Source organism: Candidatus Lokiarchaeota archaeon (assembly GCA_014730275.1).
In the GTDB taxonomy this organism is placed as follows: domain Archaea; phylum Asgardarchaeota; class Thorarchaeia; order Thorarchaeales; family Thorarchaeaceae; genus WJIL01.
On the sequence record WJIL01000071.1, the window covers coordinates 22,016 to 48,988 of the forward strand.

A 26,973-nucleotide genomic window follows, 5' to 3' on the forward strand; every position below is an offset into this window, starting at 1 on the left:
GTTTATCGTAAAGCCGATGTGCTGAGAATTTCAAGAAAAGTAACTTGCGATAGAAGATGATACTCCGCCAAAGAATACAAGAACCCAAAGTGTATGCTATGGGGTTGGTTGTAATGGGCATATTTTCACCGCAAGCTGACCTGATTTATGATATCAATCTACTAGTGCAGAGTGTTCTAGTCGCCCTGCTTGTGCTTGGCTGGATAAACAGCAAATCATACAAAACACACGGTACTATTATGGCAACAGCAACCCTGATTCAGATTATTACAATTGTCACAATTATGGTTCCATCATTGGTGCTGAACTTGGGTGCTCTGGTCCCCTTCGAGGGCAAACCGGGTCAAATCATCACAATTGTTCACAGCACCGTGGGCACTATAGCAGTGATACTAGGTTGCATGCTCAGTTTGAAATTTCTTAAGGCATTAAGAAACACAGAGCCTCTGTCTTGCGGTGTGAAGGAGACGATGTATGCCACTCTATCTCTGTGGTTGCTTTCATTTCTCGGCGGTTTCGTATTCTACATCTACTACTATCTATAGTGGGATTGCCGTTTTCAAAAACAAAGAACAGAGCCGGGTTTCGAATCAAATTGCTGCAAAACCCAGCTCTATTTTTGAACCACATTCGTTTAGGGAGTCTGATTCTATGACTTGAGGACGATGATTAGGAAGATAATGCCTAGGCTTCTGGAATTGGATGTGCAACCCGAAGCATATCGAGGGAATTACATGGAATGCCCCAACCTCGGAATCCAAGATGAGGATCAAGAGCTAGTGCCTACATTTGCAGTTCTTTCTTTTTCGAACTGCTTCTCCACGGGATTTTGCATTGAGAGCACCAACTAAAGTAGCACCGACAGCTGCGCCAAACAGCGATTACATGGATACAGACAGAGGATGACATCTGTATGGAATAGGTGGATACAACGAAGCAATAGAAGATCTGCAAAAGCTATTTAAATTGATGATATGCGCCTATTAGCTTACAGAAGGGGGCTTCTCCCAGATGACAATACTTAGATGAAGGCAAGAGGCCCTATTTCACTTTAACTGGGACTTATTGTGCTCCGGGGTATCTTTGACGTTCAATAGTGAAACGAATTTGAGGAAGAAGAGATTCTGCCTGTTTGGGGACAGCCTCTTCGAGATGGGACTCTACAGGCATACTATTGCGGCAATATATCCCGAACTAATGTTGACCGGCTTGAGACCTTTGACAATCTCATAGCCGGTGACCTGCTATTCATTGTGGCTGATTTTGGATTTGTCCGGAGTAGTACATCGAGGAGATTAGTACTCGGTAACAACCCACTCTAATCTATCTCGCCAACTGCTACAAGCATAATGAGGGCTCGTCCAATCGATGTAGTTCCATCCATATTGATCGTCCGCATAGACATCTGTCTTGTATCCAGTGTAATCATCCATAGCTTGAGTGTGGCCGAATTCATGCATTATTATCCATACTCTCTTGTCTTCAAGCGACTCACCTGGCATGAATTCTTCAGATGTTTCATCACCAATAACAAATCTCTGGTAATTGAACTGTGCCCACCCCCAAGCACCTGCCACGTAGTGTCCAAATAGTCCCCACGCCCATCGGTCTTGTCCCATATGGTCAAAATGATTATTGTAAAGTGCATCAACTTCTGAATAGTGGAGAGTATTGTCATATGGAATATTCGTCTCATCAACATGAAACGATATTCTTCGATAGTCATGTACTTGATAATATGATTCTACCCTATCAAATACAATCCCGGGTTGCTGATGATTGCTCATCGAATCACACTCTATGTCCAGATAATGATATGACACGTACAGCTGCTTGAGTGACTTGGGATAGTAACCATACCAAAAATCGCCTGGCTCTAACAGGAGTTTGAGCTCCGTTATGATTGGTGAACCTATATCCAAGAGATCTACAGTGAAGGAACCAGGTGACAATACACGTGTGACGTACATACCGCCGACGTAAATGTATATATACCGGTCGAATGGATCATGACAGTTCTCAGTTTCGATATGCAGTTTTGTATCTGGGCCCATTGCAACATCGAATACTAACTCCGAAGAATGCTCCTTTCTAAATTGCTGGTAGTCGGTTCGATCATATTGATTATAACCTTCCCCGTCCGGTTGTGTCATACGCCAGTGTTTCAAGTACCAGCCCTTGTCAACATGACCACCAAAGTTGATTTCGAGGATGATGTAGTACGATCCAGATGCCCACCCATTCGGAACATCGACCTCTGCAGAATAATAATCATCGTTCCTCTCGATAGTGTGCTCTTTTAGACAGTGCCTTCCAAGATATAGCCGGAAATAACGTGCGTAAGTATCTGCACCCCGTTCCACACGGAAATGGAAAGTCGTGTCGTCAGTAACGGACGCTTGGTATATTATTCTTGAATACGAAGCTTTCGGAAACCAGTTACCCTCAAGACAACGAGCAACGGGTGGTGCTTCAACGTGCCTGTTATCTGTATCATATTCCCAAGTCCAACTATGACCGGAGAAGTAGCTCGTGGCGGTTGATTGTGTCAGCGAATCGTAGCTTTCCAGACTAGTCCCGTTTTCGTAGCTCTTGGCTGGAACCATTGGAGGCGCTGCCATTGAGGGGGCAGACTCAGGATAGAAATCCACAGTGGAATTGTGAATGGCAATCTCATTCTCTGAAAAGATATCTGTTTTCCAAGTTGTATTCATGAACAATTGAGTCGCAGCGTCATTTGGAGCATCAGTCCTTGATGACGAAATGGTTTTCTCGGGTAATTTGGCGTGCTGTATGCCTTCCGACTTGTTCGAACTATGAAAGCCTTGTAAACTACTAGCTTGAACGACGGTAAAAGGCGTTGTTGCGAAAATCAAAAGCACAAGAAATGACATTGCTGCAATATGAATAGATAATACTTTCTTCAAATCTTCCTACCCCAACATTATATTTAATCCATTCCTAATAAACTTTGCTGCGGATTATATCATATTGTTGCTTGTATTACGTCGGTTTTCTAGTCCCCTCCTTAAAAGAACGGGACATGAATAAGTTGAACCCGCCTTGTATCTATTCTTTCATTGATATCGCCTTTTCTAGCGATATTTTGAGTGCCCACTTCTAGAGCTTTTGATTATTGCCACGAGAAGGCAAATAGAAATCCAAAAGATGGTATATTGCTTTCACTTCCAGAACATTCTCATGATATGAACACTCTGTGAAAAATGTGAAATAGGATATTGTGCTGTTAGCACTTAGTAACCCCAAAGCATTATCTCCCTATTGGATACTCTATTGCAAGGCTTGTTGCGTTTGGTAGCCTATGAACATGATTGAATATGAAATAGAGACTCATTTGATTACAGCAACCCTATCATCACGCATTTTTTGCTCGAATTAACACAACAATGAATAATCCCACTACAACGACAGCGCTAATGAATACATGAAGAAATGCATTTTGCCCATTTGGATACCAGTCAATACTTGACGCATCTCCTCCAACCAGATATGGTCCCCAGCCCCCATAGTTGCTCCAGTAGTTGCCACCAGTTGTAGAGTTGTACCAGGTATTCTCTATCCCGTAGTCTACTGCGAGTGGGATTCTATCGGCGGTGAAGCTATTTCCGTAGATGAAGTTGTTTGTACAAGACGGTAAGAGGGTAATACACGATTGCATGATTTCCCGGAACTGGTTTTGCGCTATGGTGGATGAGTTGCAGTTGACCATATGGACGCCATAAGAGAATCCGGATATGTTGTTGCGACAAATGGAAACCTCATTCATGCCATGGATAGCTACACCAGATCTATAGTAGGGTACTGGCGTAAGTTTCGGAATGAACGGATCAATTTTATTGCTGCCTCCACCAGCCCAATTCGACTTTGTTTCGAGGTTTTGTAGGCTCATTTGGTTGTTCGTGAGATTCCTATCCAAATGCATTGAATTGTTGAGAGCAGAAAGCCCAGTGGAGTAATATGCCCAGATGCCGCTTGCACGCAAAACGCCTGGCACCAAGTCGAGATCATTCATTGATATTGTACAATCGGATCCGTTAACAAGAGAGAAGCCCTGATTGCAGGCTGAGAATTGGTTCTCACTGGCTGTGAACGATTCAGACGTAGTCACCTCAACAGCAACACCGCAGGACTGCGTTGCAGTATTCTTGACGCTGCAATTATCTGATTCGTGAATCCACACTCCCGAATGTGAATACGAAATGACACTATCTATCACACTGCACCCCGGTGAGAACGCGAGCAGAGCAGCGGTTGATACATTTTTGAAATCACCATCTCTCAGGGTAATGCTTTCTGAATCAACTATGATTATCTGAGAATAATTGCTGCACGCCAACACTCGCTTATGATTCTCACGGAGATAGAGAATCTTGCGCCCTCCAACCTCATTTCCTTCAATTTCATGCTCGAAATACCGCAGAGGATTCTCGTCAAATCTAGCAAATTCTATTCCCCCGCTTGTCATTTTATTGTTGATAATGCCACAGGCCGTTGTTTGAGAGACGTAAATCGCGGACTGGGTACAATTCAATAGCGTGTTTTCGCATACTTGTGATGAAGCTGTTTCTTGGAGACCGATTCCGTAAAACGAATCACTAATGTCGCTGTTGCGAACAACGCATGACGTAGAATTTTCCAGAAGGATTCCACATCCTGAGAGCGTAATCGAACTATTCATAACTCTGCAATATTCCGAATTATGCAGGGCAATACCAACAGAGGTATTACTCGTGGAGCAATTCACTATCTTCCCGTTGCTAACATTGTCTAGAACAACAATTGCTTCTTGAGAAGATACAGAGAAGAAGTAATTCAATAGATACATATCGTGAAAACCATCTCCAACAAAACTACAGTTTCTAAGAATGAAATGGTAGCTAGTATTCTCAAATACCAGTGCAGGGACCACGCTGGTTATGTTGAACCCGTCAATCATGTAGGGGTTCTCTTCGGTCCCGTTTCCACTCGATGACCATAATTCGAAATCAGACTTTGAAGAGATAATGATTGCATCTTCAGTTTCTATGTAGGACGTATTTGAGCCAACCGAAAAAGACCCGTTCCTTACGGATACTGTGGCTCTTGTCCGTATATGTATATTCAGCAGTGTCACCGAAACTAGTACCAATAAAAGGCAAACCCTAGTTCTCAATTTCCTCCCTAATTCACTTTTGGTTTCATCTAAATATAAACTCTGTGGCCGGATTCCTTAGCAATGTTTTACGCGCATGAAAAGTGAAGATTAACAAAACAAGCATAAATTCCTTTTCAAGTTTATACACCCAAGTACATCGAGGATGATGGAACGTGCCCCCACTGGGAACGAGACGACCAGTTCATGATAGACTTCCCAGAAGTGGCCGAGCAGTATCTTAGAGATATAGAAACGGATGGGGAGATCTGTGCTCACTGTCTCTGGTATGCAGTTGACATGACAGGGGAGACCATATGCCTCTATGAAGATGATGAGGGAGATGATAACCGTGACTGATACTGACGAGTATGTAGACCTATTGGGCAGGTTCTATAGAGGGCATCTTCAGGAAATGCTATCTATAGATGAATTGATAGAAGCTTTCAACGCGTTTCTAGAGGAACACCTAGACAGTGATATCGAACCTGTCACCCGGGTCAATATGTACAGTATCCTTCCGGCCTACAGCAAACGTCTACGCAACTCGACACCTTGTTAAGGTATGACGAGAGACCATGATTATGCCTCGTGACAAGAAAGGGAGTAAGGTGTACAAGCGCAGCATCATTCTGGATCGTACAGTCAAGGGTAGGAAGTATTTCAAGAGCTCCATCCCCCCCGCTCTTGTGCGAGAGGTTCAGGATGGTGCCGCTGATTTTGTTCCCTTTGTTGGACTTGTAACGGAAGACGATATCCTGTTCTTTGAGGAGATGCCAACTCAGACGTTGCGCTGCCCCTTCTGCGATGTTGAGATTGACCCCCATGAAGTGGATGAGTGTTCCTGTGGTGCGGGGGTATCGCTTGAAGAGACACCCGATGCTGTGGGTGTTCCCAACTACGAACCGGTCTCAGGGCTTGTGTATCCGCTGTTACCTGATGATGTGGTTGATAGGATACAAGGTACGGGACTCGTTACTGTCTACTTTTCTCGGTGAGTTCGCTGATTTTCGATTTTGCGAAAGGTATCGGACCCATGGTTCCATATATGGCAATATTCGGCTGAATAATGGCGAGCTTAAATACTAACCCCGACACAAGACAGCATGAGGCACAGAATAGCTAACGCGGTACTTACAAAGAAGCAGAACGATATCGAGTATAACGGCTTTTGGAAACCAGCCAACACGAAGCCCGACGGAGAGTATGTCCTTGTCTGGGTTTCGGACTGGCTCAAGCAGGATTGGGGGTTCTACTGTTACATCTCACTTGATGCGTACAGGCAGGACCTTGATGGGATTCACGGCGTGATTGAAGAGCTCAACTTTCGTGGAACCGATGTATACGTTGAGATGGTTGACCATTCGCCCGGGTTGAAGGAGTTCTACAGCAAGGAATACAGCAGAAGCAAGATTTCACACTATCATATCCTTAAGCCGGAAACATGGGCGGGTGCTGCAAGATGAGATTACACGAGATTGGTAGGAGATGAATGTATGGCGGAAAAACTGACAGATGAACAACGAGATGAACCAAAGCACAATATCAAAGAAGCCTTGGGCTACAACGATTTCGTATCGGATGAAATCATCGCTATTGGTAAGAGCGAGGGGATCAGTGATTAGATTGACAATCTAGTTTCCAAATCGATGATACATATAGAACGTATCTCCAAACACCTGAGAAGAATCAGGACATTGGTCATCAAAACAGCATAAGCAACCGATAGGGATATCTGTGGTTGGTATCCTTGCCCTTCTATTTTTCTGATTTGATTTGGATGATGTGCCTCATCATGCCACTTTGATTGACCCATGGTCGCATACCCCGATTGCTACCCACAGCTCCATAACTTGAGCTTTGTGCAGACTGAAGTTAAACAAGGTACATCCTTAGTCCGGGTTGGAGGAGTTTAGTTGTGTTCATATCCTCAAACCCGGGATGTATCCAGGTAGTGGACGAGATTGTTAATCTGGCAACTCAAGTACATTAATAGTAAAGCCAGAATAGCATTTTGGCGCGAAAAACGTGCTCTTACTCGGCATACATTCGAAGTTCTTTGATACAGCCTCAACTTCCTCGACTTTCGTGGGGTTCATGAAGAAGACGGCTTGATACTCGTTGTTGACTGCTTCAATGGATTCCTCTACGGCGTCACCGATATCTTTGATGTACTCCACATATCCACCACCCGAAATCGAACTCTCTGCCAGCTTGTCCTTGCCTATTCCGAGCAACCTGTCGAGGATGAGAGCATGGAGAATACTCACATCGAGCTTTCTCAGTTCTTCTGACTTATCTGTCAGCATTTCGTCCATCACATCTTCATCTTTGAGAGTCAGAGTATAGAAGTTGCCATCGTCCATATAGAGACCGAACGCGTGTTTGCCTTTCTCAAATTGCTTTTCCATCAATTCAAACATCCTTTCCTTGTCGGGGGAGACATGCACATCGAAGTAGACCTTGAGCTTATCCAGAAGCTTGCTCTTCGAGAACCCCTCAACATTCTGAACGAGCCTGTGAGTTGGTAACACGACGAGGCCGGGGTTATCTATGTTGACAAACGTGAGCATTCGGTACTTCGCTGCTTCGAGGTCTGGATTCTCCCGCATAAGCGCGAGAGCTGTTTTGTACCGGTGGTGCCCGTCTGCGATGATGACGTACTTGTCGTCCATGTGTTTTTGAATCGCATCTTTGGATTCATTATTGCTGATTTTCCAGATTCTGTGTCGTACACCTTCGTTGTCCGTTATGTCAATGACGGCGTTGTTATCCATTGCGCCTTCTAGAACACTATCGACATTGCCTTCGTGATCTGGATAGATAACAAAGATTTGGCCAAACTGGGCCATGCACTGCCTGCTGAGGTTGAGCCGATCCTGGATGTCCTTTGGCATGGTCTCCTCATGTTGCAACACCCCGGCGAATGACCCTTCTTCTGGCTCTTCTGTGGCGAAATCCTCAAGCCGGAGAAGACCGATGAAACCAAATCTGAACATTTCCTTCCCGTGGACTTCAAAATTCTGGCCATACACGTAGAAGGATTCTTCATCTTCCTGTTTCAAGATATCCTTCTCAATCCACCTATGAAGAATATCTCGTGCCCTAGTATACTGGTTATCCGATTCCGTGTCGTTTTTTCTTGGTTTGTTCTTGATAACCCAGGCGATATTGTATTCCGACTTGTTCTGAAGCTTGTCGACTTTTTCACCTTCGATAACATCATACGGAGGGGAAACCACATTGGAAAGATCCTCGACTTTTTCTTTGTTGTATCTGTGCGCTTTGAAAGGAACCACTTTGACCATAATCTACCGCATCCTAGTACGTATCTTGCTGTTTGACTTCAATCCAAGGGATGGCTATCTTAAGCTTTTCTTAGTATTCATTGAATAACATGCGATGCTTTGATTCATGAATCAAGCTGAAATTCTCAGCGTAGTGATAGAACCCGCCTGATTTCTATTCCCAAACGTCAAACTTAAATGCTAAAAATATAGCACACGTAAAGCCAAACTAATCCGGGGAGATGTGACAAGTACTTTGAAGTTCTGTGACAAGTGTGGGGCCTTAATGCTGCCTGTTCGCGAAAATGAGAATAAGAAAACGAAGCTATTCAGATGCCGTGAGTGTGGTCATGAACAACGCGTTCGGAAAGCGCCTGAATATCGGATAGAACACCGGATAGAGCATGGTCCTCGGGAGAAGATTGTTGTTGTTGAAGAAGACCGAACGATTAAGCGGGAGATGACCGAGGACGAAAAGCGGGAACGCCGGAAGCAAATCTACGAGCATTTCGATGCAGAAAGTTGAGGCCCGCCTAGGATAACTTTATGTTTCGCACCTTAATATTGCAAATGTGATGCAAAGGGACTGTGTAGGACCGGCCACTTTTTCTTTGGTGGCAATCTTTTGCAGGCACATCGGCTATGAACCTGGAGGTGCTTACTTGACAAGAATAGAATTGCATCGTGATTGTACTGATTTTGTGCTGTCTGAAGGGAGCGTTGCTGACAAACTCAGACTATTTGTTGCTGGGTTTGAAATGCCCGACGGAATGCTCGAGGATCTCTTTGGGGAAATCAATGACATCCAGAATCCTGATGGTGGTATTCCCTTTGAACTTTGGAACGAAAACCCGAGTTCAGTAAAACAAACTGCTGAGTTGCTTTCCCTTATTTGTAAATCCGGGAAGGCTCCCGACGTTCTCAAGAATGCAATGGCCGGGTTTCTGGTTTCTCGCCAAAAGAAGGATGGTGGATTCGGAGAGGCACTCAATCTAGACACCTTGATTGAAGATCGCTGGGGCAACAGCAGCGGGCGAGAATGGTACCCAGTAGGCGTCAGCATTACTTGGTTGACTGGAAAAGCACTTGAGGCCCTCTGTTGTATCGATTATGAAGAAGAACACCGCCTTCGAAAAGCAAGAGATTTTCTCATATATAATCAGAATGAGGACGGTCATTGGCCCAACTACAAAGAATCAAAGACCTCTGATCCTCTTGGCACTGGCAATATCTTGCCAGCTTTGAGGGCTGTTGGAGTTCATGAAGACCACGATGCCCTACAAGATGGCAAAGCGGCACTTCTTCATCATCTCAAAACCTCAATAGAAGAAGAAAACGTTTGTGACATGGTGGATATTGTCTCTGTAGGGAAACCTGAGACAAAAAGTGAGAAAGCACTGCTCAAAGATGCACTAGAACTCATAGCGGAAAAACAGCGTGAAAATGGTTGCTGGGCATACATCGGACTCAACAAAAGCGACCCAGAGCTGAGTTCTCTTCTCGCTTATGCATTCAAAGTAGTTGCAGATCGCTACTTGTGAGGCCTTATCGGGTTCGCTATATGCTCTGTGAACCTGCTTAAACTCTCACTTCAACCGAACAAAAAGCGCCACCGTTTCCCACAAACACAACACTTTACATGGGCTTCGCAATTAAGAAAATTGCTGGTACATCGGAGCGTGCGATTCAAGCTTGAATCTGAAAGTCAGAAGAAATGGAGAAATCATTGAGTTACGAAAGGTCGAGTTGGAGCCACTTTCTCCACCACTATACCAATGCACGATAGGCTACAATTCACTCCGCCGTTTGGGTTTTTCCATATCGTTCATTCGACCCAAGAAAAAGGCTTCTGGCAAGTTTGAAAGAATCAAGTACAGCTTCATTGAAAGAGGTCATATGACCAAGCAACTTGAGAAAGACCTTGATCCCGATATGAAACGTGGGATCCTCAACCAGTTGCCCCGTGGAGATTTCAATATCCACTTACTTCTTACACAAGTTCCCCGGCGTGGAGTCAATATTCGTTTAGATAAGTTCACCTACGAGTTTACCAGCTGTATTCTGATGCGGAAAAACCAGGTCCTTGATGTTGTGATGGACACCGATACGACTCGACAGATTATGATGCCAACCTACGAAGAGGGCTCCGGAGGCGGCGCTGAATCAGCTGTATAAGAACCTACAGTTCTCGTGTGAAGGGTGTGGATTCTTCCTCAAGAGCTTGAAGCTCTTCTCTCTTCTTTTTCGTTTTGTAAGCTTCCAGTCCTGCCTTGCCAACGAGGATAATCATCGGCAGGAAATACCAAATGAATAATAGCGTTAGGTCCAATTGTAGCATCGTCAACAAATTTCAGGAATATTTTGCTGGTTTAAGCGTATTGCCTAAGGCATCGGCCGCATCCTTTATTTCGGCTAGCAACTGATACTGGTTTGTTGTGGAGATTCACCTTGACCCCCAGATTCAGAGGAGTTCCCAAGAAAGTAGCTCAATTTGGTGAGGACCAATTCAATGAAACCGGAGCCCAGCGGGTTGATGTTCTTCGCGTTAAAGCATCAACCATGCGAAAGCACTTCAAGCAATTGAGAGGAATAACCTACTTGGTAGGTGTTGTCAGTCTGGATAGAGTTCGGGTATATTTCTTTGATTCTCAAGGTCGATTGCTTGTTGGCGAGAATCTGGATCCCTCTGATTACGAAAAGGTGCAAAAACAGTCTCGCTTACTCACGAGTTATGAGAAGCCAACTCCACCAACTGAAGAAGAGTTGCGGATGGAGGCCACGGAAGAAACACGAACCATACTCTCAAAGGCAATACGGAAGGTGTCACGCGAGCTTGCCCAGAGTGAGCCTGAATTTCCCGAGCTGTATGTTACAGCAGAGGAAACTTCCGATGAGTCACAGAATTTCGGTATGACCTTTGAAGAAGACGGAGCTCTCATTTTTGAGGAGTCAGCTGTTCGAACTGAATGGGCTGAAGGTGTATGTCTGAGAGCAGCTTTTCTCCTTCTTGTAGATTCTACAAAACGTGATATACCATTCGTGCAGTGTATCGGAAATGGAATCGCCTTCTCACATATTGGTACAAAGAAAAAAGAAAGCTGGTTTGCGAAGTGGATGAAAATCTCCAAAGATTCCCGCTTCCTGCCTTTGCTCAATCATTTGGTTCGACATACTCAGGCTTATTCTACAGGAGGCTTTGAGACAATACTTGAAATGATACGGAATGCGCCACAAGATGTAACCCTGAAACTGTGGCTTGAAGGTCTTGAAACTATCCACGACTACATTGAGGTCCCGTTGGAGACCGGCGACTATCACGTTATGCGTAGGTTCTGCCAGCGCATTGGTGATATTTCCGCGCTACGGAAACGAAAGGATGTTCTGCCAAAGGTTCATTTAGGAGCCCGAGCGATTTGTAATCCAAAACCACTTGACTTGCCCCTCAGTATGATTGATGGGGAAGAAGACTCTGAGTCTGATTGCTGGTTATCTGTTCAGTACATACATGGAAACCGGGTGAAAAGCCTCACTGCAGGAGCATTTGAAGCTAAGCCGGTTGATTCCGTTACATACGTTCTCAACCTCGATGATTTGACCCCGAAGCCCGGTGGGATTCAACCGAGGATGAAAGACATTGTCAGATGGGCGCTTAATCGACTTGGTCTTCAAAGCGGTTGGGATGGCACATTCAAGAAAAGCATCGTATTTGAGGACAAGGAGCTGGGAACTACGGAGTCTGCTGTTCTCGAACGACTGATGACTGGCGATGAAAAAATCCTTTCAAACACCCTCCTAGGTTCGCCTGAAACTGTGAGAACACTGGTAGAAACTGGATGTATGATCTTGCTTCCTTCGTTTAACCATTTAGGAATCAGACCGAATTACTTGCTGAAAGGAAATCCACAGGAAATCCAGAATCTTGTAGAATCGTGTGCCCTTGAGGCGACCGTTTTCGTTTCTGAGGGAATGGCGTATTCGATTGTTTCTTGCCCTGCAGCTTATGGAAGAGAAATGGTATCACGTAGTATCGATTTGGAAAAAAGTGAGATTTACCCTCTTGCAGGTGTGAGCTCGAATCAACGCATCCTTCGTGATGAGACAATCTATAGAACTGATGCTAACTGGTTTTCGTGGGCATTTACCGATTTTTGACCATAATGAGACATTTAACCATTCCAAGCCACCGATATATGATAAAGATACGAAGATGTACCGTCTTGTGAAAAAGCATATCAAGCTGCTACAACTCTCATGAGAACATTCCTACCGAGGACTCAGTATGTACAAAGCCTACGCTATTATCCTTCTTGTATTATGCCCAACTGTACCGTTGATAGTAACTCCAGAAGCCGGGATTGCTAGCGTCAGATTTGAGTCAGATACCGGACCCTATCTTGAGTCATTTCTTCGACATAATCTGAAATCCCATCAAGGGAGTATTGGAGCTGGAGTGGCATCTCAGCGAGCTGTGCTACAATTCAAGGATTCCCTAACTCCTCGTGAAACTGCTTTTGCTGAGGGTCTTGGTATACAATTCAGAAGAAGGAATCAACAGCCTATTCGCGTGGGAAGTACATACCTTTGTGATGTTCCAACTATCGATGCTCTTGAACGCCTTTCTACTATTGGACTCAAGAGAGCTACTTCAGGCGAGAAGAAGTTCTATCCATCTCTCGAAACCTCTGTACCCGCCATGAACACACCATCGGTGTGGAACAATTTGGAAAAAGAAGGTACGCGGATAGATGGTTCTGGTGTTACAGTAGCTGTTATCGATACAGGTGCAAGCTGGTTGCATCCTACTTTCTGGCGAGCAACAAAGAATAACATTAATGTCATTGAAAATAATGGTGAATTCTACGCTGATCTCGATGATGATAGTATTGCTGATAATAACGAGGGCCCATTGAAACAAACTGAGGAACAGTCTACAGGGACCATTGAAGTCAGCAATGAGTATCTATTCATCGATGTTGGTGATGATGACCAATTTTCCTATGGCGCTGGAGATCGATGGGTGGGCGGCATCGATGCAAACGATGATGGTATTCTCACCTTGCCCACAGAAAACGTTGCGCTTCTCGGAGAATCAAAAGTAAAGATGTTCTATGACCAAGGTGAGAATGAGGTCTTTGTTCGGGGCGTCAATCTGACTTCCAGTGTATTACATGGTGGAGATGATAATGGACACGGAACTCACGTAGCCTCAACAATAGCAGGCGGACAGATCGGGCTAACCTCGATGGTCGGTGTCGCACCAGGGGTTGACCTCATAGTCATCAAAAGCCCCCTGACATCAGCATCTATTATCGATGGCATTCACTTTGCTACTGCTCATGACGCAGATGTCATCAATATGTCATTTTCAAGTTACCTTGGTTTCCTTGATGGAACAGATTTGGAGGACCTGGCTGCAACTGATGCCTTTCTTCAAAACGACACGTTGTGCGTCGCAGCAGCAGGTAACCTCGGGGGCCGTTCGAAACATAGTAGGTTTAGTGTTCCTGCTGGCGATGATGCCGGAACTACCCTCTCTGTATCGAATCCACCGGATTACTCATTTTTGAATGTGATTTGGTATAGTTCTAATCAAGATGAGTCGGTCACTCTGTCACCCCCTGATGGAGGCGAAGATGTAACTCTTGGGCCTATCGGGGAAATGGTGGGATCAGCCTATTCTGTGACAACCAGTGATATTAACGCATATGCCTTTGTAGATGTGAGTTCGCGAGGCTTCAATCGGTTGATTATCCAGGTCTCAGAGAGTGAACACAATTGGACTTCAGGAGTATGGACTGTTACTGTTGAAAATCCGAGTGGAGAAGAAATTACTGTAGACGCTTATGCGTGGGACAATGCTTGGTCCGGCGGCTCGCTTCGCTTCACATCAAGGATTGATAATTCACACACTATCAGTTGTCCAGCAACAGCAGATTTCGCGGTGGCAGTGTCTTCTTACAGCGAGGCGAGGGAAAGTATTAGTCCAACCTCGAGCAATGGCCCTCGAATAGATGGCAACATTAAACCAGAACTCTCAGCACCTGGTGCATCAGTTGAAGCAGCTTCTAGATTCACCAGTATCTCTACTTCTCTCTGGATCTCACGAACGGGCACAAGTATGGCGACCCCACATGTTGCTGGCGCACTTGCACTGAGCTATCAAAGCTCACAGTCCAATAGTGCATGGGATGATTTGAGTGCGTTATTCGAAGGGGCCGGTGGTTTTGACGCTCACAATTCACTTCCGACTAATGATGCAGGTTTTGGCCTTTGCGACTCCCTTCATACAGTTCGTCATGTTCTTGATGTACCCCTAGAAAACGGAACGTCACTATCGGATTGGGTAGGAATTCCTCCCTTGGTTGATGGCCACGAAAACATCACTCTGGATGGTAAGCTGGACATACTATCATTTTCTGCATATCATGATGAGAATCAGGTTGGTGCTGCCATAACAGTACGGAACGCCCCCTCTTGGGAGTCTTTCAATCTTTCATTGGAATTAAACCTGGACAACAATGAAGGTACAGGATATCTGGGAACTGATTCTGTGGTTAACATGACTATGGGTTCTCTCCAGCTCTATCGCTGGAACGAGGGTTGGGTTGAAGCAGCCGAGAATGAAGCTGAATGGTGGAATAGCTCGGCTACGATTTTCATCAGAGTGAATGCAGATTCAGTAGCTGATAGATTCTCGATTAACACCTATACGTACAACAGTACTGATTCGACCGTGGATTTCTTACAGGACATGACCCTAGAGAATATGTGGCGACCGCTGTTCAAAAACATCGAATTTGGTGCCACTGCGGGAACTTATTCTTTGAACATCTCGATTAAAGACAGAGATACCCAATCAGATAGTATCAATCTAGGTTGGCGTCTAGTATTTGGCCAAGACTCCATCCTGCAAACAGATACCGCAAGTGGTTCGAAGAACTATTTCCTTACATTCAATTCCACATCGTGGGATACTACCTATGTTGTAAGCGTTCTGCTGAATGTCAGCGATGGACATGACACACTTCATCTCAATTCTCTGATGTTGGAACGAACAGCTTCTGGTGTTCTAGAGATTTCAAGTGCTTCACTTGATAGCAATACTGCACGTGTTGGTCCATTCGTTCAAGACATGATTACGGGCAGAATCGTGGTTGAGGGATACCTGAAGGCCAGTGAGGTTGGAATTTCCTTTGCGGGTGGGACAAGCAACCCCTTGAATTTCTCGCTCACTGGTACTGACGGCGTCTATGAAATCCGTGTAAGACCATCTGGTTTGTCACCAGGTGAATATAGTGTCTATGCATATGCAATTAGTAGAACGGGGCAACGTATAGAAGAAAGATTTGCCACACTAGATGTCATTCAAGACTATACCATATTGATTATAGGTGCTGTTGCTGTCGGAGGGATGCTTGCAATCCTTATGCTTGTGAGTAGATACTTCAGGAAGGATGGTGAATAGCGTATGAAGCTAGTTGTTATTGGAATGGGCCCTGGCGGGGCATCAGTCGCATCAACAGTCAGTACCTTTGATCGTGAAGCTGATGTGGAAATCATTACTCAGGAGACAGAACCAGCTCACCGGAAGCCAGGTGCTTCTTTGGCTTTTGAGACACCGAATACCGATGAACTTGCCATTGAGGATTGGTCCTTGGAAAAGCTGAATGAACAAGGTGTTCGAGTACGACTGGGGACCCGTGTGGGGAATGTAAATCTGGATGACAAAGCATTGACCATTCGCGGACCTGATGGAACTACTTCAGAAGTAGAATTTGATAAGCTGGTTTTGGCTACGGGCGGTCTTCCCAACATACCCGATATCCCGGGAGCTGATTTGGAAGGAACCTATACGATTCAAAGCAGAGATGATGCTGCAGCTTTAGGTGAACGCCTATCATCTCTAAGTAAGATAGCCATAATTGGTGCCGGCTTCAGTGGTTTGGAAATTGCAGATCATCTTCATAAGATTGGCAAAGAAGTACATCTGATTGTTCGTTCACGCTTTATGCGACGTCTACTCGAGCCCAGTATGAGTTTAGAGCTTGAATCAAGAATACCGGCTGATATGATTCTTCACAAGGGCAAGGCTCCAACTGCCATAACTGGATCGAAAGAGGTTGAAGGTGTAGAGATTGGCGATGAGGTTGTGCATTGTGATGCAGTTCTTTTCATGACTGGCGTCATACCTAATGTCTTATTGGCGGAGGAAATGGGTTTGGACATCGGACCGAGTGGTGCTATTGTCGTAGATGAACATATGGAGACTTCAGCTGAAGATGTCTATGCAGTAGGCGATTGTGCGGAAATGTCCGACTTCTTGACAGGTGAACCTGTTGTAATGCCCATTGGGAGTACAGCAGCGCGAGCCGGTAAGCAGGCAGGCCTGGCTATCGTCGGACGAGACAAGACATTCAAAGACGTCAATCTACGTCTGCAATATGATCGTATTCTCGATACAGACATTGTTTGTGTAGGCCACTCCTCAGAAACTGCGCGTCGCATGGACATCAAGACCGATGTGACTTTTCTAGACGACGATGCGGAATTCGCAAAGATTGCCCTTGTTACGGACAAGGACGGTATCCTCATTGGAGGACAAGTAATTGCGCCTCGTCTCGGTTCTAGATGGGCATATCAGATACTGGAGCGTGTAGATGAACGAGCGAATCTCAAGGAATCGCCCCTGCTCCCCCCTCAACATGATCGGATGGAAGGTCTGCTAGAAGACCAATATGGTCCTATTCGATAAGGGGACCTTCATCCTCTTCTACCTCTATTTCCCAGCCCGAATCTAGTTTATCCCGCACATTGAATTTGACGGCAGCTACATACACTAAGCCAACAAGAACAATGGCGATGAAGAGGATAGTAACAATGGTCGTAAGTTTTTGTTCGGGACTGCTTATGGGAACCAAGAAAATTTTCTTTGCGATTCTAGTATTTCCGCTTGCATCTGTTGCGGTTACTGATACTTCATAGAAACCACCATTGGTTACGTTCAGGGAGGCAACGAATTTGTAACCTAACTCTTCGCTCACTTCAGGTTCGAGAACCTCATCATTAGGGCCAGAGATTCTCATTGTGACATCTTCCAAGTCATTATCAAATACATAGGTCACTATGTTTGTGATTTCGCCCACTTGATCCACATCAAACTCAATGTCGAAGACCCTTGGTCTTTCAGGAATCAATGATCCTGCTATGTTCCGAAGGAGCCTCAGATTGTCTGCTCCTCCACGAATAGCATCGTAGAGAATATTATCATAAAGCGTGGAACCATCTGACATTGCAATAACACGTCCATCACCATACTCTGCCTTAGCGATGAGTGCATGTTCTTTGTCAGAACTATACCAGAAGAGACCTTGGGCACCAGCCACCGATGAGTTAATCGACAGAGTGCTTCCCGATAGGACATACAGATTCTCCACGCCCTCTGTCAGAGTGTCATTCTCTACAACTCCTCCATAATCCTCTCCATAGAATTCACCTGTTTGGTCATCTGGCCCCCTTCCAATTTCAAACTCCTCGCATTGGATTCCATAGGGTTCGAGTATCATATTGTAGTAGTCAATACCGAAGCTAGCGCTTCCTGTTTGGCTATCGTAGAACTCTGAAAGAATAAAGAGCGTACCTCCGTTCTCAACGAATTCGTGGATTGCTTCAATTTCTCTCTCAGCGTAGGGCGTTTCTGTATCCATTATCATGAAGGTTTCAGTTGTTGATAGAATTCCTGTATCAATAGTACTGCTTCCCGAATCACTTGGAAACTCAGATAGTAGAATCCCTTGGTTCTTCAGATACTCGGTGAAGTATCTGTAGTATGATGGATCATCAGCATCTTCTGCTGAATGATGGGCCATATCAACCATCAATTTCCCGCCGTAACTTGTGATGGAGAAGTCCAGTTCGATTGAAGTTATGTTATTGCTTGGTGTCGCAAGGACAAGCTCTCCTGAATAATCTCCTATCGAACTCAATGGCAAGTCCTTAGGTATGCTTAGAGATATACCAAAATAGGAGTAACCTTCCTGAACGTTTACTGATTCAGGTACTCGAACGAATTGGCTTGCGTTACCATAGGTTTGGATATTGAGGTTTCCTCTGTCATCCGTTGACAACACAGACACATTCTGTCCTTCTCTATCTTCTCCAACTATGAGGACTTTCTTGCTACCCGGCAGGGTTGGATAGCTTCTTGGTGTCATCAACGTGAATGTGTCGATAGAATCAAGCAAGATGTCCGATCTGGTTACGTTGGCTAGCCCCCATCCTTGTTCCATAGGGTCTTGGTCAAAATCAGTTGCGCCGGCCATGATTGCTGTTTTTGATTCGATAGGTCGTAAATACGGATACTTGCTCATTAATAGTGCAACGAGCCCAGCTATCTGGGGTGTTGATGCAGAGGTTCCAGAGAATTGGGTGTAGTGGGAACCATATTGGCTATAGTTGTAAATTGGGTACTCAAAAGAGCCAGCACTATCAGCCCTTCCAGACATTACATTCAGGCCAGGGGCTATGATATCTGGCTTCGCAAAAATTCCGTTTGGTTCAGCATACTGTCTGTTTACTGGACCTCTGCTGCTGAAAGCTACAACACCAGTTCCATCAGCAGAAGAGCCTACTGTAATAGCTTCTTCGAGGACTCCTGGAGAATTGATTGTGTATGCTGCGGGGCCGGTGTTACCCGCTGCGATCACTACAGTCACTCCTTCCTGAATAGCAGACTCTACAGCTAGCATGGACGGGTCTTCATTGGATATGTCAGCCATGGGCCCTCCCAAACTCAGTGAGATGACATCTGAGCCACTATTTACGGCAAATTCTATGCCCTGAGCGATGACTGAATCCTCACCAGCGCCATCTGCATCTAATACCTTGACGATGAGAAGCTTGGCTCCTGGGGCCATTCCTGTGTAGTTTCCCCCATTCATTTCTCCTGTGCCAGCAACGAGCCAAGAACACGCAGTACCATGTCCATTATCGTCATAGGCATCTACACCATCTGATGGTTCCATATCATCTTGATTGGAATCACTTACGAAGTCCTTGAATCCAACAAGCTGGTCCTCCAAATCTGGGTGATCTCCCTGGGCACCGCTATCTAGAACCGCTACCTTGATTCCTGTTCCATTGAATCCGTTTTCTATCAATGAATCGGTATCCAGAATCTCATCAGGATGGGTATAACCAAGATTTCCATCGTTATTAACCGCAATCTTCTCATTGCCTAACGTAACTTGGAGTTTGGAATCGAAATCCACCCGATCTATTAATGGGAAGCTCGCTAATTCCTTGATGGCACTCTTTTCTGCGTACAAGGACACAACCGGAATAAGTGAGAAGACATGTCTAATCACAATCTTCTCTAAGTCCGATTCATGCAAGAACTCACTCATTTCACGCTGAGAATACCCCTCTGGAAACTTCACCACAATGGGGATTTTCTCTTCGTTAGGAACCGAGTTCATTTTTTGGAGTAGTTCTGGTTCAATTTTGGGATGCTTTTCTGAAAAGTCAGCCTGAACTTCGTAAGACTGGGCCGGGACCATAGGCAGAAAAAGCAAGACTAGTATTCCAATCGCTAGAACAGTTAATTTAGGCCTAGGTGGTTGCTGCTTCAACTCAATCGAATCCTATCGCATGGAGTGAGTTCAATCATCTTATGAGTTTATTCTTGGAGGTGGTTTACTGATTGGAGTCCAGATGTTACTCGGAAAGTACGAGAGAGAAATCCAATAGCATTTTCGTGGATTTCTACTTGAAGAGAACACAAGGTGTTCAATCATGAGTAATAATAAGAAATGGAAATACAAGCGGCGTTTGCAGCTCAAGCATTTCTACGACGATGAATCCGGGAAGACGAGAAGAACCTGGATGGAGATACAATATCAGCCTCCTAAGAAAAGTCAGGAAGGCTGGGTAAATGATGGCAAAGTTAGAATCTCCCTTGGCGAAGATCGAGATGTGAAAGGTGCTTTCTTGCTTTCAATCGAGGAAGTGTGCCGACTTTTCAACTCCTTGAAAATGATCGCCGCAGAACATGAAGAGGAAAAGGCGAAACTCTGGGATCAGTAGCCATAGACTTCAATGTCTATTCCTCTTTGAGGTGGATTTCCCCCTCATATACTATGGCAGAGACCTGTCAATAAAACATATTTAACATGCGGATTACATAGGTATCTTGCTCAAAGAGGAGGTCCAACATTGGTCATCCCAGACTCGTATATGATACTACAGCCGACAATTGATTTCGTTTTTCCTGCTAGTGATTTGATAGCCGTCTTACCATACGTGTTCCCGTTGATTTTTCTAGGCACTCTTTTGCTTCTATATCAACGATATCTCCCTAGAGACGACATGAAGCGAAACTTACTCGTTCTTGTAGGTTTAGGAAGCTTCTTGGTCTCGATTCTTGCGATTCTCTATGCAGGATTCGGTTCAGTATGGTGGGGGCCAAGTGAATTGACATTTGGTTCTTGGTGGCCGTTGATACGCCGCTTGCAGCTAGTCACCGATATCGTGTTCGGTTCGGTGGTTATAGGCGTCGTTTATGTAGCAGCAGTAAGCGTGGTTCTTGGCTTGCTTTCTACTAGGATGGTTTCACCACCTGATTTAGACGCTGCAAAAATACAGCAGCAGACGAGTGAGATGAGAAAAGCATACACAAAAATGGAAGAAAGCTTCTCAGAGATTGAAGCTGAGAATAAACGCCTGAACGAGTTTCTTGGTGAACGTGAAGAAAAACTTCAGGACTTGCAGAATCAGGTTGAATCTCTACAAGCTGAGCTTGAAAATCGAGAAGAGACCCTCGCTGAGATGGAAGAGCAACTAGAGGCTGCAGCTGAGGTTGAAGTTGAACCCGAATATGATGTGGAAGAGATAATCCAAGAAGAGGTTAAGGAGAAGGAAGAAAAAATCCAAGCTCTTGAGGAACAGATTGAGAAGCTCAAAGAGGAACAGCCTGAGGGTGAAAAGACCATTCCCAAGGATGTTATGGAGAAGCTAAGTAGTATCCAACAAGAACTCAAGGAACGGGATCAGCGCCTTGATGAAATCGGTCGGCGTTCAGAAACAGCTTCTGAAGTGGCTGATAGTATAATATCTGACTTGGCTGAGCTTATTTCGAAAATTGAAGATAGCGCTCTTGAAACGCCCGCTAAGAAAGCACTGATCAAACTGCTTGAGGACATTGGAAGATCTATGAGCCGAATATCAGAAGAGGCGGAATCTGCTGAGAAAAAAGAAGGCAACGTAGAGATGATAGGGGCTGTTATGATGGTACACGAAATGGTTGATCGCATCAAACGAATGACTCGAAAAGAGTCATCTGCTTAATTGCGGGACATCAACTGATTTCCGCTAAGGCTACGAGTGCTGGGATAGCCATCTGGGAATCGACCTTTGCAACCTCCTCTTTGGGCTCTTGTGTTTCTGTAAGCTTACATACCCCCTCTGCCCCCCTTTGACTCCTTTCTGAAAAGATAAAACGTATATCCAATTACTCGTAAGGCTTAATAGGGGAGTGATATCTAAATCAGATAATCACAAACGTTGTGGAGAACGCGGAAGAGGAGATGTGCTTGTGAGCCCTCATACCAATTCATGCTCGCAGGTACTAGAGGTTTAGACCCAGAGAGTGTGCTATCTCACATTTGATGGCCAACTCTGTGGAATTATGTTTTCCACATAACTTTAGTGAGGATTGATTAAGAGATGAAGAAAAAGAATATTGCTCTCGTTCTGTTTCTTGTCGCAGCCATGAGCATATCGATGTTTTATGCTCCATCGGCTCCCGCGGCACAGACCGAGGTCAACACTCCTCCCGAATTCTCGCCTGAAGAGGTTGACGAAATTAACGACTTCTACGATGTCGTTAATCAGCCTAACTTCAGGCCAGAAGTCGATCCTCTACTTGCGTCTTGGCGTGAAACCCAAGAGCTTGATAGTAGAGTGGTCGAATTTAATGGGAAACCGAGTGTTTTGATTTTCGGTACTCCCGCGATGGACATGGACAGTATTGAAGAGATCGCAGAGGTCAGCTGGAGTGCTGATCTGCGGGTATTCAGTGTTGTGAAGGCATACTTGCCTACTACCGCTGCACTGAGTCACCTTGTCAAAATCGATGGTGTTACAACCGTCAAGGCTGACGAGGCCGCCATGTCACTAGGTAACGATTTGCAAAAGAACCTAGTGAAGTCAGAGGCACCACCTGCAGAAGTCTCCCCTGACATGTTCGAAATCCGCGAAGTTGTGGGTGCAACTGGTACCACCGCTAGTGGTTTCACTGGTGATGGTGTTGTTGTAGGCCACTTGGACACTGGTGCGGACTTCGGTCAACCTGATCTGCAAGACGCGTATCATGAGGATTCATACGATCCGACTGGTTACGGTTTGACGTTGAGTAACTATCATGCAAACTCAACCAACGTTGCTAACGTAACCGAGTGGCTTGCTGGTGGTAACCTGCTTACCTACGAGAAGGGTGGCAAGTACTACCTGAATGTCGCTGGTTGGGACCCTGTTGTGAACAACAACGGCGGTGGCCGACACCTGATGGGGCTTCTACCTCCATATGGTAATGGCTATCCATACGGGTCCGTAGTTGGTTTCATTGGATTGTATGAGTGGGCATATGGCCTAGAAGGACAAGGCATTTCAGAATTCATTGCAAATGAAATCTGGAAGGACTGGGAGATTCCTGATCCTGCAAATGTGCAGGGCAACTACAGCTTTGGTTGGGTCTTCCAGCAGAGACAGAGTCCTTACACAAAGGCTTTCGCTCCGACCCTTGTATTCAATTCTACAGCTGATGACAACTATCATCTTGTCGTTGACTGGGAAGGTGCAGAAGGTTGGACAGCCATGTGGAACGGCGCCATATACTACGAGTCCCTGAACCTTGATACCTATGCAGACAGGGCTCAGATCAAAGCCCTATTTGACTGGAGTTTCGTCGATGACTTTGAAGAAGAGACCTACCATGAAGGCAATCTGATTGTTGCCACCGATTATACTGGTGACGGCATTGATGATTTCAGCCTAGGTTCTCTCTGTTGGACACTGGATCCCGGCTTCTTTGCCGACGAGCCCATGTTCAAGTACTTCAGGTCAGACGGTGACGCATTCGCGCTATACTTCGATGCTGGTACACACGGTACCGCAACAGCCGGACACGTGGCTGCTCAAGGTACTTATGAGTACTACAACACCGACAACGGTACATCCTTCACGATGACAGGTATCGCACCTGACGCGAAGGTATTGTCCGTCAAGGCGATTACTTCAGCATCTGAGTTCGGTTCATACTTGTGGTCCTGCGGCTTTGACTACAATGCTACAACTGGAAAGTTCTACTATTCTGGGCATCACCAGGCAGACTTGGTTACCAACTCTTGGGGTTGGATCACTGAACCATTCAGTGAATTCGACTATCTATCCATGAGCTGGACTATTCTATCTGTACCAGACTACCTTGCTACTGGTTACCCCGGCGTTCTTCACGTATTTTCTGCGGGTAACGAAGGCTCTGGTTTCATGACAGGTGGTCCACCAGGATGCTCAGCGGGCGTATTGTCAGTTGGTGCATCAACAACCAGTCACTGGCTTGACTATCTCTATGGTCCTGACCAGGACCTCCAAGGCATCGCGAGCTTTACAAGCAAAGGTCCGGCAACTTCTGGCTACAACAAGCCTGATGTCGTTGCACCTGGTCTTGCTGGGTACTCGATTATGCCATGGTACGGTCAGTACTTCTATCCGTACTTCTATTGGGGTCCATACTGGTCTGGCACTGTACCTGATTACACACTATTCAGTGGTACAAGTCAGGCGGCACCTGTTGCTGCTGGTGTAACTGCTCTCGTGATTGAGGCGCTAGGCGATAATACGCCTGGTTTAGTAAAGACAATCATTCAGAGCACTGCTGATGATATGGGTTACGATCCAGCTACTCAGGGCTTTGGTCAAATCAACGCTGAAGCTGCCTGCGATTTCGTTGTGAACAATGCAGGTTGGCACACATGGAATTACGACTCCTTCAACAACTTGGCCGCGATTCTTGATGGACCGTGGTACAAGTGGGGTGTACTACCTCAGAGCTATTATGGTGGAGTCACAGTTGACAATGAGAACGAAACCCATCCAAGAGACATGCCTGATGGTGGACTCTACTTTGGTCAGCTTATGCCAGGAGAGAGCGCAACTATTGGTATGAATCTCTACGATGACTTGGGTACCATGGTCACGAGTCCTGCTGTTTCTACACAGGGCAAATACATGCGCGAGGCTGGTACATTCACCTTCACCAACGAGACATTCGTATACATGGACACTGTCGTTGATGGTGAAATGATGTACGGATATTACAACCTACGTGATCAGCTTGGGGACACTGACTACAATACGGTCATGAGCTCTAGCTACATGACAGTTAGTGTGGCCTTTGATGGTACCGAGGTTGCCGGTGCAGAACCATGGATGTTCTTGTATGATTGGTATGACCACAACAATGATGGTATGCCTAACCTGTTCAATGCCTCCTATGCTAACGTCACGGAGCTAACACGGGTTACAAGTGCAAGCGATCCCAGCAACACCAATATGATGCCAGCTGCAGTTCCAACTGGTACGCTGGGTGATACAACTGATGGTAATGCAACACTGGTGATACACGATCCAGTGTTTGACGCCGATCCAACAGCAGCGGGTCACAACTTCACTTGTTCAGTGACCTACTGGGAAGAAGTCAACACCGGTATGATTACTGCTGTTGATGACACAACAGACACCAACACGTTCAATGTCACTCTTACCGCGCCTGCTGATGCCGAGCCTGGTATCCACCAGGGTTACTTCGAGATTGATGGCGGCGCTCTGAGGGTACCTTGGAGCTACATGGTTGTCAAGAACATCACAGCAGCTGAAGGCGATGTCAACGTAATTACCGACGGTTGGGGCGCTGAGCTCGAGCCATACGATCAAGCAATGTACGGTTGCATGGGCTCTGACCCAGACGACTGGGACTTCAGGACTTATGCTATCCACAACCCGAACGAAAATGCTACCCACCTTGGGTTCAGAACCGTTTGGGGTGCTACAGGCAACGCAATGCACATGTCTGTCTACGATTCTAATGGTACACTGCTTGCTGAGAACGGCGCTGAGTTTGCTACGAGCACAGCAGTCATCGCTGACATCAGTGACTATGGCGAAGGCATGTTCTACCTCATGGTGCACCCGACAGCTCTGAACGGCACAGTTTACATGCCGGTCAACTACACGATGCACGTGATGTGGTACGAGGAGCTGACCACACAGGATCTCCAGCTCACCTGGACATCCAATGATCAGACAACACCACAGACCCTAGAGGATGGCGATGTGGCTACAGGCGATCACGTTGTGGTGAACGCGACCTACCCAGAGTTCAACTTGCCTAACCTGCCAGAGTACGAGGTTACATCCATCATGTCAGAGTTCCTTTCAGGACTCTACGAGACTAGGACTGGAGACCTTGTCATTCCAACATCCGGGTACGATCCATTCTCAGGCGCCATCGAGCTTGATGAATTCGCTTGGGAGATTGTGGACGGTATCAAGGAAGGCGACACCGTGAAAATCACAGGTGATTTCACCAATGGTGACTGTGACTTTATGGTGTGGCAGTACGGCACAGACAACTCCACCTGGACCTACGGCAACAACTTGATGGCAGACGATATGGCCACTGGTGACGTACCTGAGAAGGGCCAGTTCACAGCCGACTTTACCGGAGCTATTGCTATCGGTATCTTCGACTATGATGGTCAGCCTGGACAATACGAAGTCACAGTCGATACACTGGCTGGTGACTCCGCAACTAATCCGGCTGGAGCAATGGTGACATACGACACCTACTACCTAGTCAAGAACGGTACATTCCAGGTCAGAATCTCAGCTACAACCGGTACTAACATCAATCTAGAAGTGATGAACGACGGCATTACTTTCAACAACTTCTTTGCCCCTGACATCACCGATGTAAGCGTGACCGGTAGCGGCGCTGAGAAGCTTATCGAGTGGACTCCATACGATCTTAATGCGGGCGACGAGCACGAGTTTGAGGTACTCGTCTCTGCAGATGGAGGCACGACCTATCAGCTGCTAGCCAAGGAGCTGACTGTGACCAACTACACTTGGGACTCAACTGGATTCGAGGAACTCGACACTTACAAGATTCAAGTTCGTGTCGTTGACAACGATCCATCGATCAATCGTACGATCTACGAGTTACCAGGAGGTAACTGGCCAGGCCTCACAGGTAGAGGCTTCTCCGATACCTTCTCGGCTGGTACGGTGACAGTCACTGAGCCTACTGAGACAACAACCACTACAACCCCGCCTGGTCCTGGACCAGTACCTATCGATCCACTCATTCTCGGTTTGGTTGCTGGTATCGGTGCTGGCGTCGTAGTTGTGCTGATTCTCTTCTTAGTGAAGAGAAGGTAGTCTTACAGTTTAAAACGGGGACTTCGGTCCCCTATTCTTACT

Annotated in this window: 20 protein-coding genes; 14 read left to right on the forward strand and 6 right to left on the reverse strand. The window is 45.9% G+C overall.

The window, feature by feature from the left end; translation table 11 throughout:
- Window positions 1-113: 113 nt before the first annotated feature.
- Complete coding sequence (locus GF309_08430; protein ID MBD3158797.1) at window positions 114-545, forward strand: hypothetical protein; 432 nt, start codon at window positions 114-116, stop codon at window positions 543-545.
- 750 nt (window positions 546-1,295) lie between these two features.
- Here the strand turns inward: GF309_08430 and GF309_08435 are convergent.
- A complete protein-coding gene (locus GF309_08435; GenBank protein ID MBD3158798.1) occupies window positions 1,296-2,927 on the reverse strand; it encodes a hypothetical protein in 1,632 nt (543 codons plus the stop codon).
- 449 nt (window positions 2,928-3,376) lie between these two features.
- Window positions 3,377-5,134, reverse strand: a complete 1,758-nt coding sequence (locus GF309_08440) for a hypothetical protein (protein MBD3158799.1) — start codon at window positions 5,132-5,134, stop codon at window positions 3,377-3,379.
- 225 nt (window positions 5,135-5,359) lie between these two features.
- On the opposite strand from GF309_08440, the gene GF309_08445 reads away from it, so the two are divergent.
- From GF309_08445 to GF309_08460, 4 genes are all read left to right on the forward strand, one after another.
- Entirely contained in the window at window positions 5,360-5,512 is a 153-nt protein-coding gene (locus GF309_08445; protein ID MBD3158800.1) for a hypothetical protein, read from the forward strand.
- A complete protein-coding gene (locus tag GF309_08450; protein ID MBD3158801.1) occupies window positions 5,505-5,714 on the forward strand; it encodes a hypothetical protein in 210 nt (69 codons plus the stop codon). Before GF309_08445 ends, GF309_08450 begins: the two co-directional genes overlap by 8 nt.
- A gap of 22 nt (window positions 5,715-5,736) precedes the next feature.
- Window positions 5,737-6,150 carry a hypothetical protein gene (locus GF309_08455; GenBank protein MBD3158802.1) on the forward strand — a complete coding sequence of 138 codons (414 nt, stop codon included), beginning with the start codon at window positions 5,737-5,739 and terminating at the stop codon, window positions 6,148-6,150.
- Between the two features lie 108 nt (window positions 6,151-6,258).
- Window positions 6,259-6,618, forward strand: a complete 360-nt coding sequence (locus tag GF309_08460) for a hypothetical protein (protein MBD3158803.1) — start codon at window positions 6,259-6,261, stop codon at window positions 6,616-6,618.
- Between the two features lie 155 nt (window positions 6,619-6,773).
- Here the strand turns inward: GF309_08460 and GF309_08465 are convergent, their stop codons facing one another.
- Together GF309_08465 and GF309_08470 are read right to left on the reverse strand one after the other, a co-directional pair.
- Entirely contained in the window at window positions 6,774-6,968 is a 195-nt protein-coding gene (locus GF309_08465) for a hypothetical protein (protein MBD3158804.1), read from the reverse strand.
- Window positions 6,969-7,119: 151 nt separating this feature from the next.
- The gene (locus GF309_08470; protein ID MBD3158805.1) at window positions 7,120-8,460 is read right to left on the reverse strand and encodes a DUF1015 family protein; all 1,341 of its coding nucleotides are present in this window, start codon (window positions 8,458-8,460) and stop codon (window positions 7,120-7,122) included.
- Window positions 8,461-8,695: 235 nt separating this feature from the next.
- On the opposite strand from GF309_08470, the gene GF309_08475 reads away from it, so the two are divergent.
- The 3 genes from GF309_08475 (at window position 8,696) to GF309_08485 (ending at window position 10,614) form a co-directional block, all read left to right on the forward strand.
- Window positions 8,696-8,965 (forward strand): hypothetical protein, encoded by a 270-nt coding sequence (locus GF309_08475; protein ID MBD3158806.1) that lies wholly within the window; start codon window positions 8,696-8,698, stop codon window positions 8,963-8,965.
- A 49-nt stretch (window positions 8,966-9,014) separates the two neighbouring features.
- On the forward strand, window positions 9,015-9,980 hold the full coding sequence (locus GF309_08480; GenBank protein ID MBD3158807.1) for a hypothetical protein: 966 nt from the start codon (window positions 9,015-9,017) through the stop codon (window positions 9,978-9,980).
- A 151-nt stretch (window positions 9,981-10,131) separates the two neighbouring features.
- A complete protein-coding gene (locus tag GF309_08485; protein MBD3158808.1) occupies window positions 10,132-10,614 on the forward strand; it encodes a hypothetical protein in 483 nt (160 codons plus the stop codon).
- A gap of 4 nt (window positions 10,615-10,618) precedes the next feature.
- On the opposite strand, the gene GF309_08490 is transcribed toward GF309_08485, so the two are convergent.
- Window positions 10,619-10,777 (reverse strand): hypothetical protein, encoded by a 159-nt coding sequence (locus GF309_08490; protein MBD3158809.1) that lies wholly within the window; start codon window positions 10,775-10,777, stop codon window positions 10,619-10,621.
- 110 nt (window positions 10,778-10,887) lie between these two features.
- On the opposite strand from GF309_08490, the gene GF309_08495 reads away from it, so the two are divergent.
- From GF309_08495 to GF309_08505, 3 genes are all read left to right on the forward strand, one after another.
- Entirely contained in the window at window positions 10,888-12,591 is a 1,704-nt protein-coding gene (locus tag GF309_08495) for a hypothetical protein (protein ID MBD3158810.1), read from the forward strand.
- A gap of 127 nt (window positions 12,592-12,718) precedes the next feature.
- On the forward strand, window positions 12,719-15,904 hold the full coding sequence (locus GF309_08500; GenBank protein MBD3158811.1) for a S8 family serine peptidase: 3,186 nt from the start codon (window positions 12,719-12,721) through the stop codon (window positions 15,902-15,904).
- 3 nt (window positions 15,905-15,907) lie between these two features.
- Window positions 15,908-17,191, forward strand: a complete 1,284-nt coding sequence (locus GF309_08505; protein ID MBD3158812.1) for a SidA/IucD/PvdA family monooxygenase — start codon at window positions 15,908-15,910, stop codon at window positions 17,189-17,191.
- Here GF309_08505 and GF309_08510 read toward each other — a convergent pair.
- Window positions 17,181-20,009 (reverse strand): S8 family serine peptidase, encoded by a 2,829-nt coding sequence (locus tag GF309_08510; protein MBD3158813.1) that lies wholly within the window; start codon window positions 20,007-20,009, stop codon window positions 17,181-17,183. The two genes, GF309_08505 and GF309_08510, sit on opposite strands and share 11 nt — an antisense overlap.
- 220 nt (window positions 20,010-20,229) lie before the next feature.
- On the opposite strand from GF309_08510, the gene GF309_08515 reads away from it, so the two are divergent.
- The 3 genes from GF309_08515 to GF309_08525 all read left to right on the forward strand — a co-directional run bounded on the left by GF309_08515 (window position 20,230) and on the right by GF309_08525 (window position 26,931).
- Window positions 20,230-20,520, forward strand: a complete 291-nt coding sequence (locus GF309_08515; GenBank protein MBD3158814.1) for a hypothetical protein — start codon at window positions 20,230-20,232, stop codon at window positions 20,518-20,520.
- 129 nt (window positions 20,521-20,649) lie between these two features.
- Window positions 20,650-21,780 carry a hypothetical protein gene (locus GF309_08520; GenBank protein MBD3158815.1) on the forward strand — a complete coding sequence of 377 codons (1,131 nt, stop codon included), beginning with the start codon at window positions 20,650-20,652 and terminating at the stop codon, window positions 21,778-21,780.
- A gap of 378 nt (window positions 21,781-22,158) precedes the next feature.
- On the forward strand, window positions 22,159-26,931 hold the full coding sequence (locus tag GF309_08525; protein ID MBD3158816.1) for a S8 family serine peptidase: 4,773 nt from the start codon (window positions 22,159-22,161) through the stop codon (window positions 26,929-26,931).
- Window positions 26,932-26,973 lie beyond the last annotated feature (42 nt).

What these genes read in the sequence shown, in the direction of transcription:
- GF309_08430 (MBD3158797.1), top strand. Translation starts at nt 114, where the DNA reads ATGGGCATATTTTCACCGCAAGCTGACCTGATTTATGATATCAATCTA.
- GF309_08445 (MBD3158800.1), top strand. Translation starts at nt 5,360, where the DNA reads ATGATAGACTTCCCAGAAGTGGCCGAGCAGTATCTTAGAGATATAGAA.
- GF309_08455 (MBD3158802.1), top strand. Translation starts at nt 5,737, where the DNA reads ATGCCTCGTGACAAGAAAGGGAGTAAGGTGTACAAGCGCAGCATCATT.
- GF309_08460 (MBD3158803.1), top strand. Translation starts at nt 6,259, where the DNA reads ATGAGGCACAGAATAGCTAACGCGGTACTTACAAAGAAGCAGAACGAT.
- GF309_08465 (MBD3158804.1), bottom strand. Translation starts at nt 6,968, where the DNA reads ATGGGTCAATCAAAGTGGCATGATGAGGCACATCATCCAAATCAAATC.
- GF309_08470 (MBD3158805.1), bottom strand. Translation starts at nt 8,460, where the DNA reads ATGGTCAAAGTGGTTCCTTTCAAAGCGCACAGATACAACAAAGAAAAA.
- GF309_08480 (MBD3158807.1), top strand. Translation starts at nt 9,015, where the DNA reads ATGCAAAGGGACTGTGTAGGACCGGCCACTTTTTCTTTGGTGGCAATC.
- GF309_08490 (MBD3158809.1), bottom strand. Translation starts at nt 10,777, where the DNA reads ATGCTACAATTGGACCTAACGCTATTATTCATTTGGTATTTCCTGCCG.
- GF309_08500 (MBD3158811.1), top strand. Translation starts at nt 12,719, where the DNA reads ATGTACAAAGCCTACGCTATTATCCTTCTTGTATTATGCCCAACTGTA.
- GF309_08505 (MBD3158812.1), top strand. Translation starts at nt 15,908, where the DNA reads ATGAAGCTAGTTGTTATTGGAATGGGCCCTGGCGGGGCATCAGTCGCA.
- GF309_08515 (MBD3158814.1), top strand. Translation starts at nt 20,230, where the DNA reads ATGAGTAATAATAAGAAATGGAAATACAAGCGGCGTTTGCAGCTCAAG.
- GF309_08525 (MBD3158816.1), top strand. Translation starts at nt 22,159, where the DNA reads ATGAAGAAAAAGAATATTGCTCTCGTTCTGTTTCTTGTCGCAGCCATG.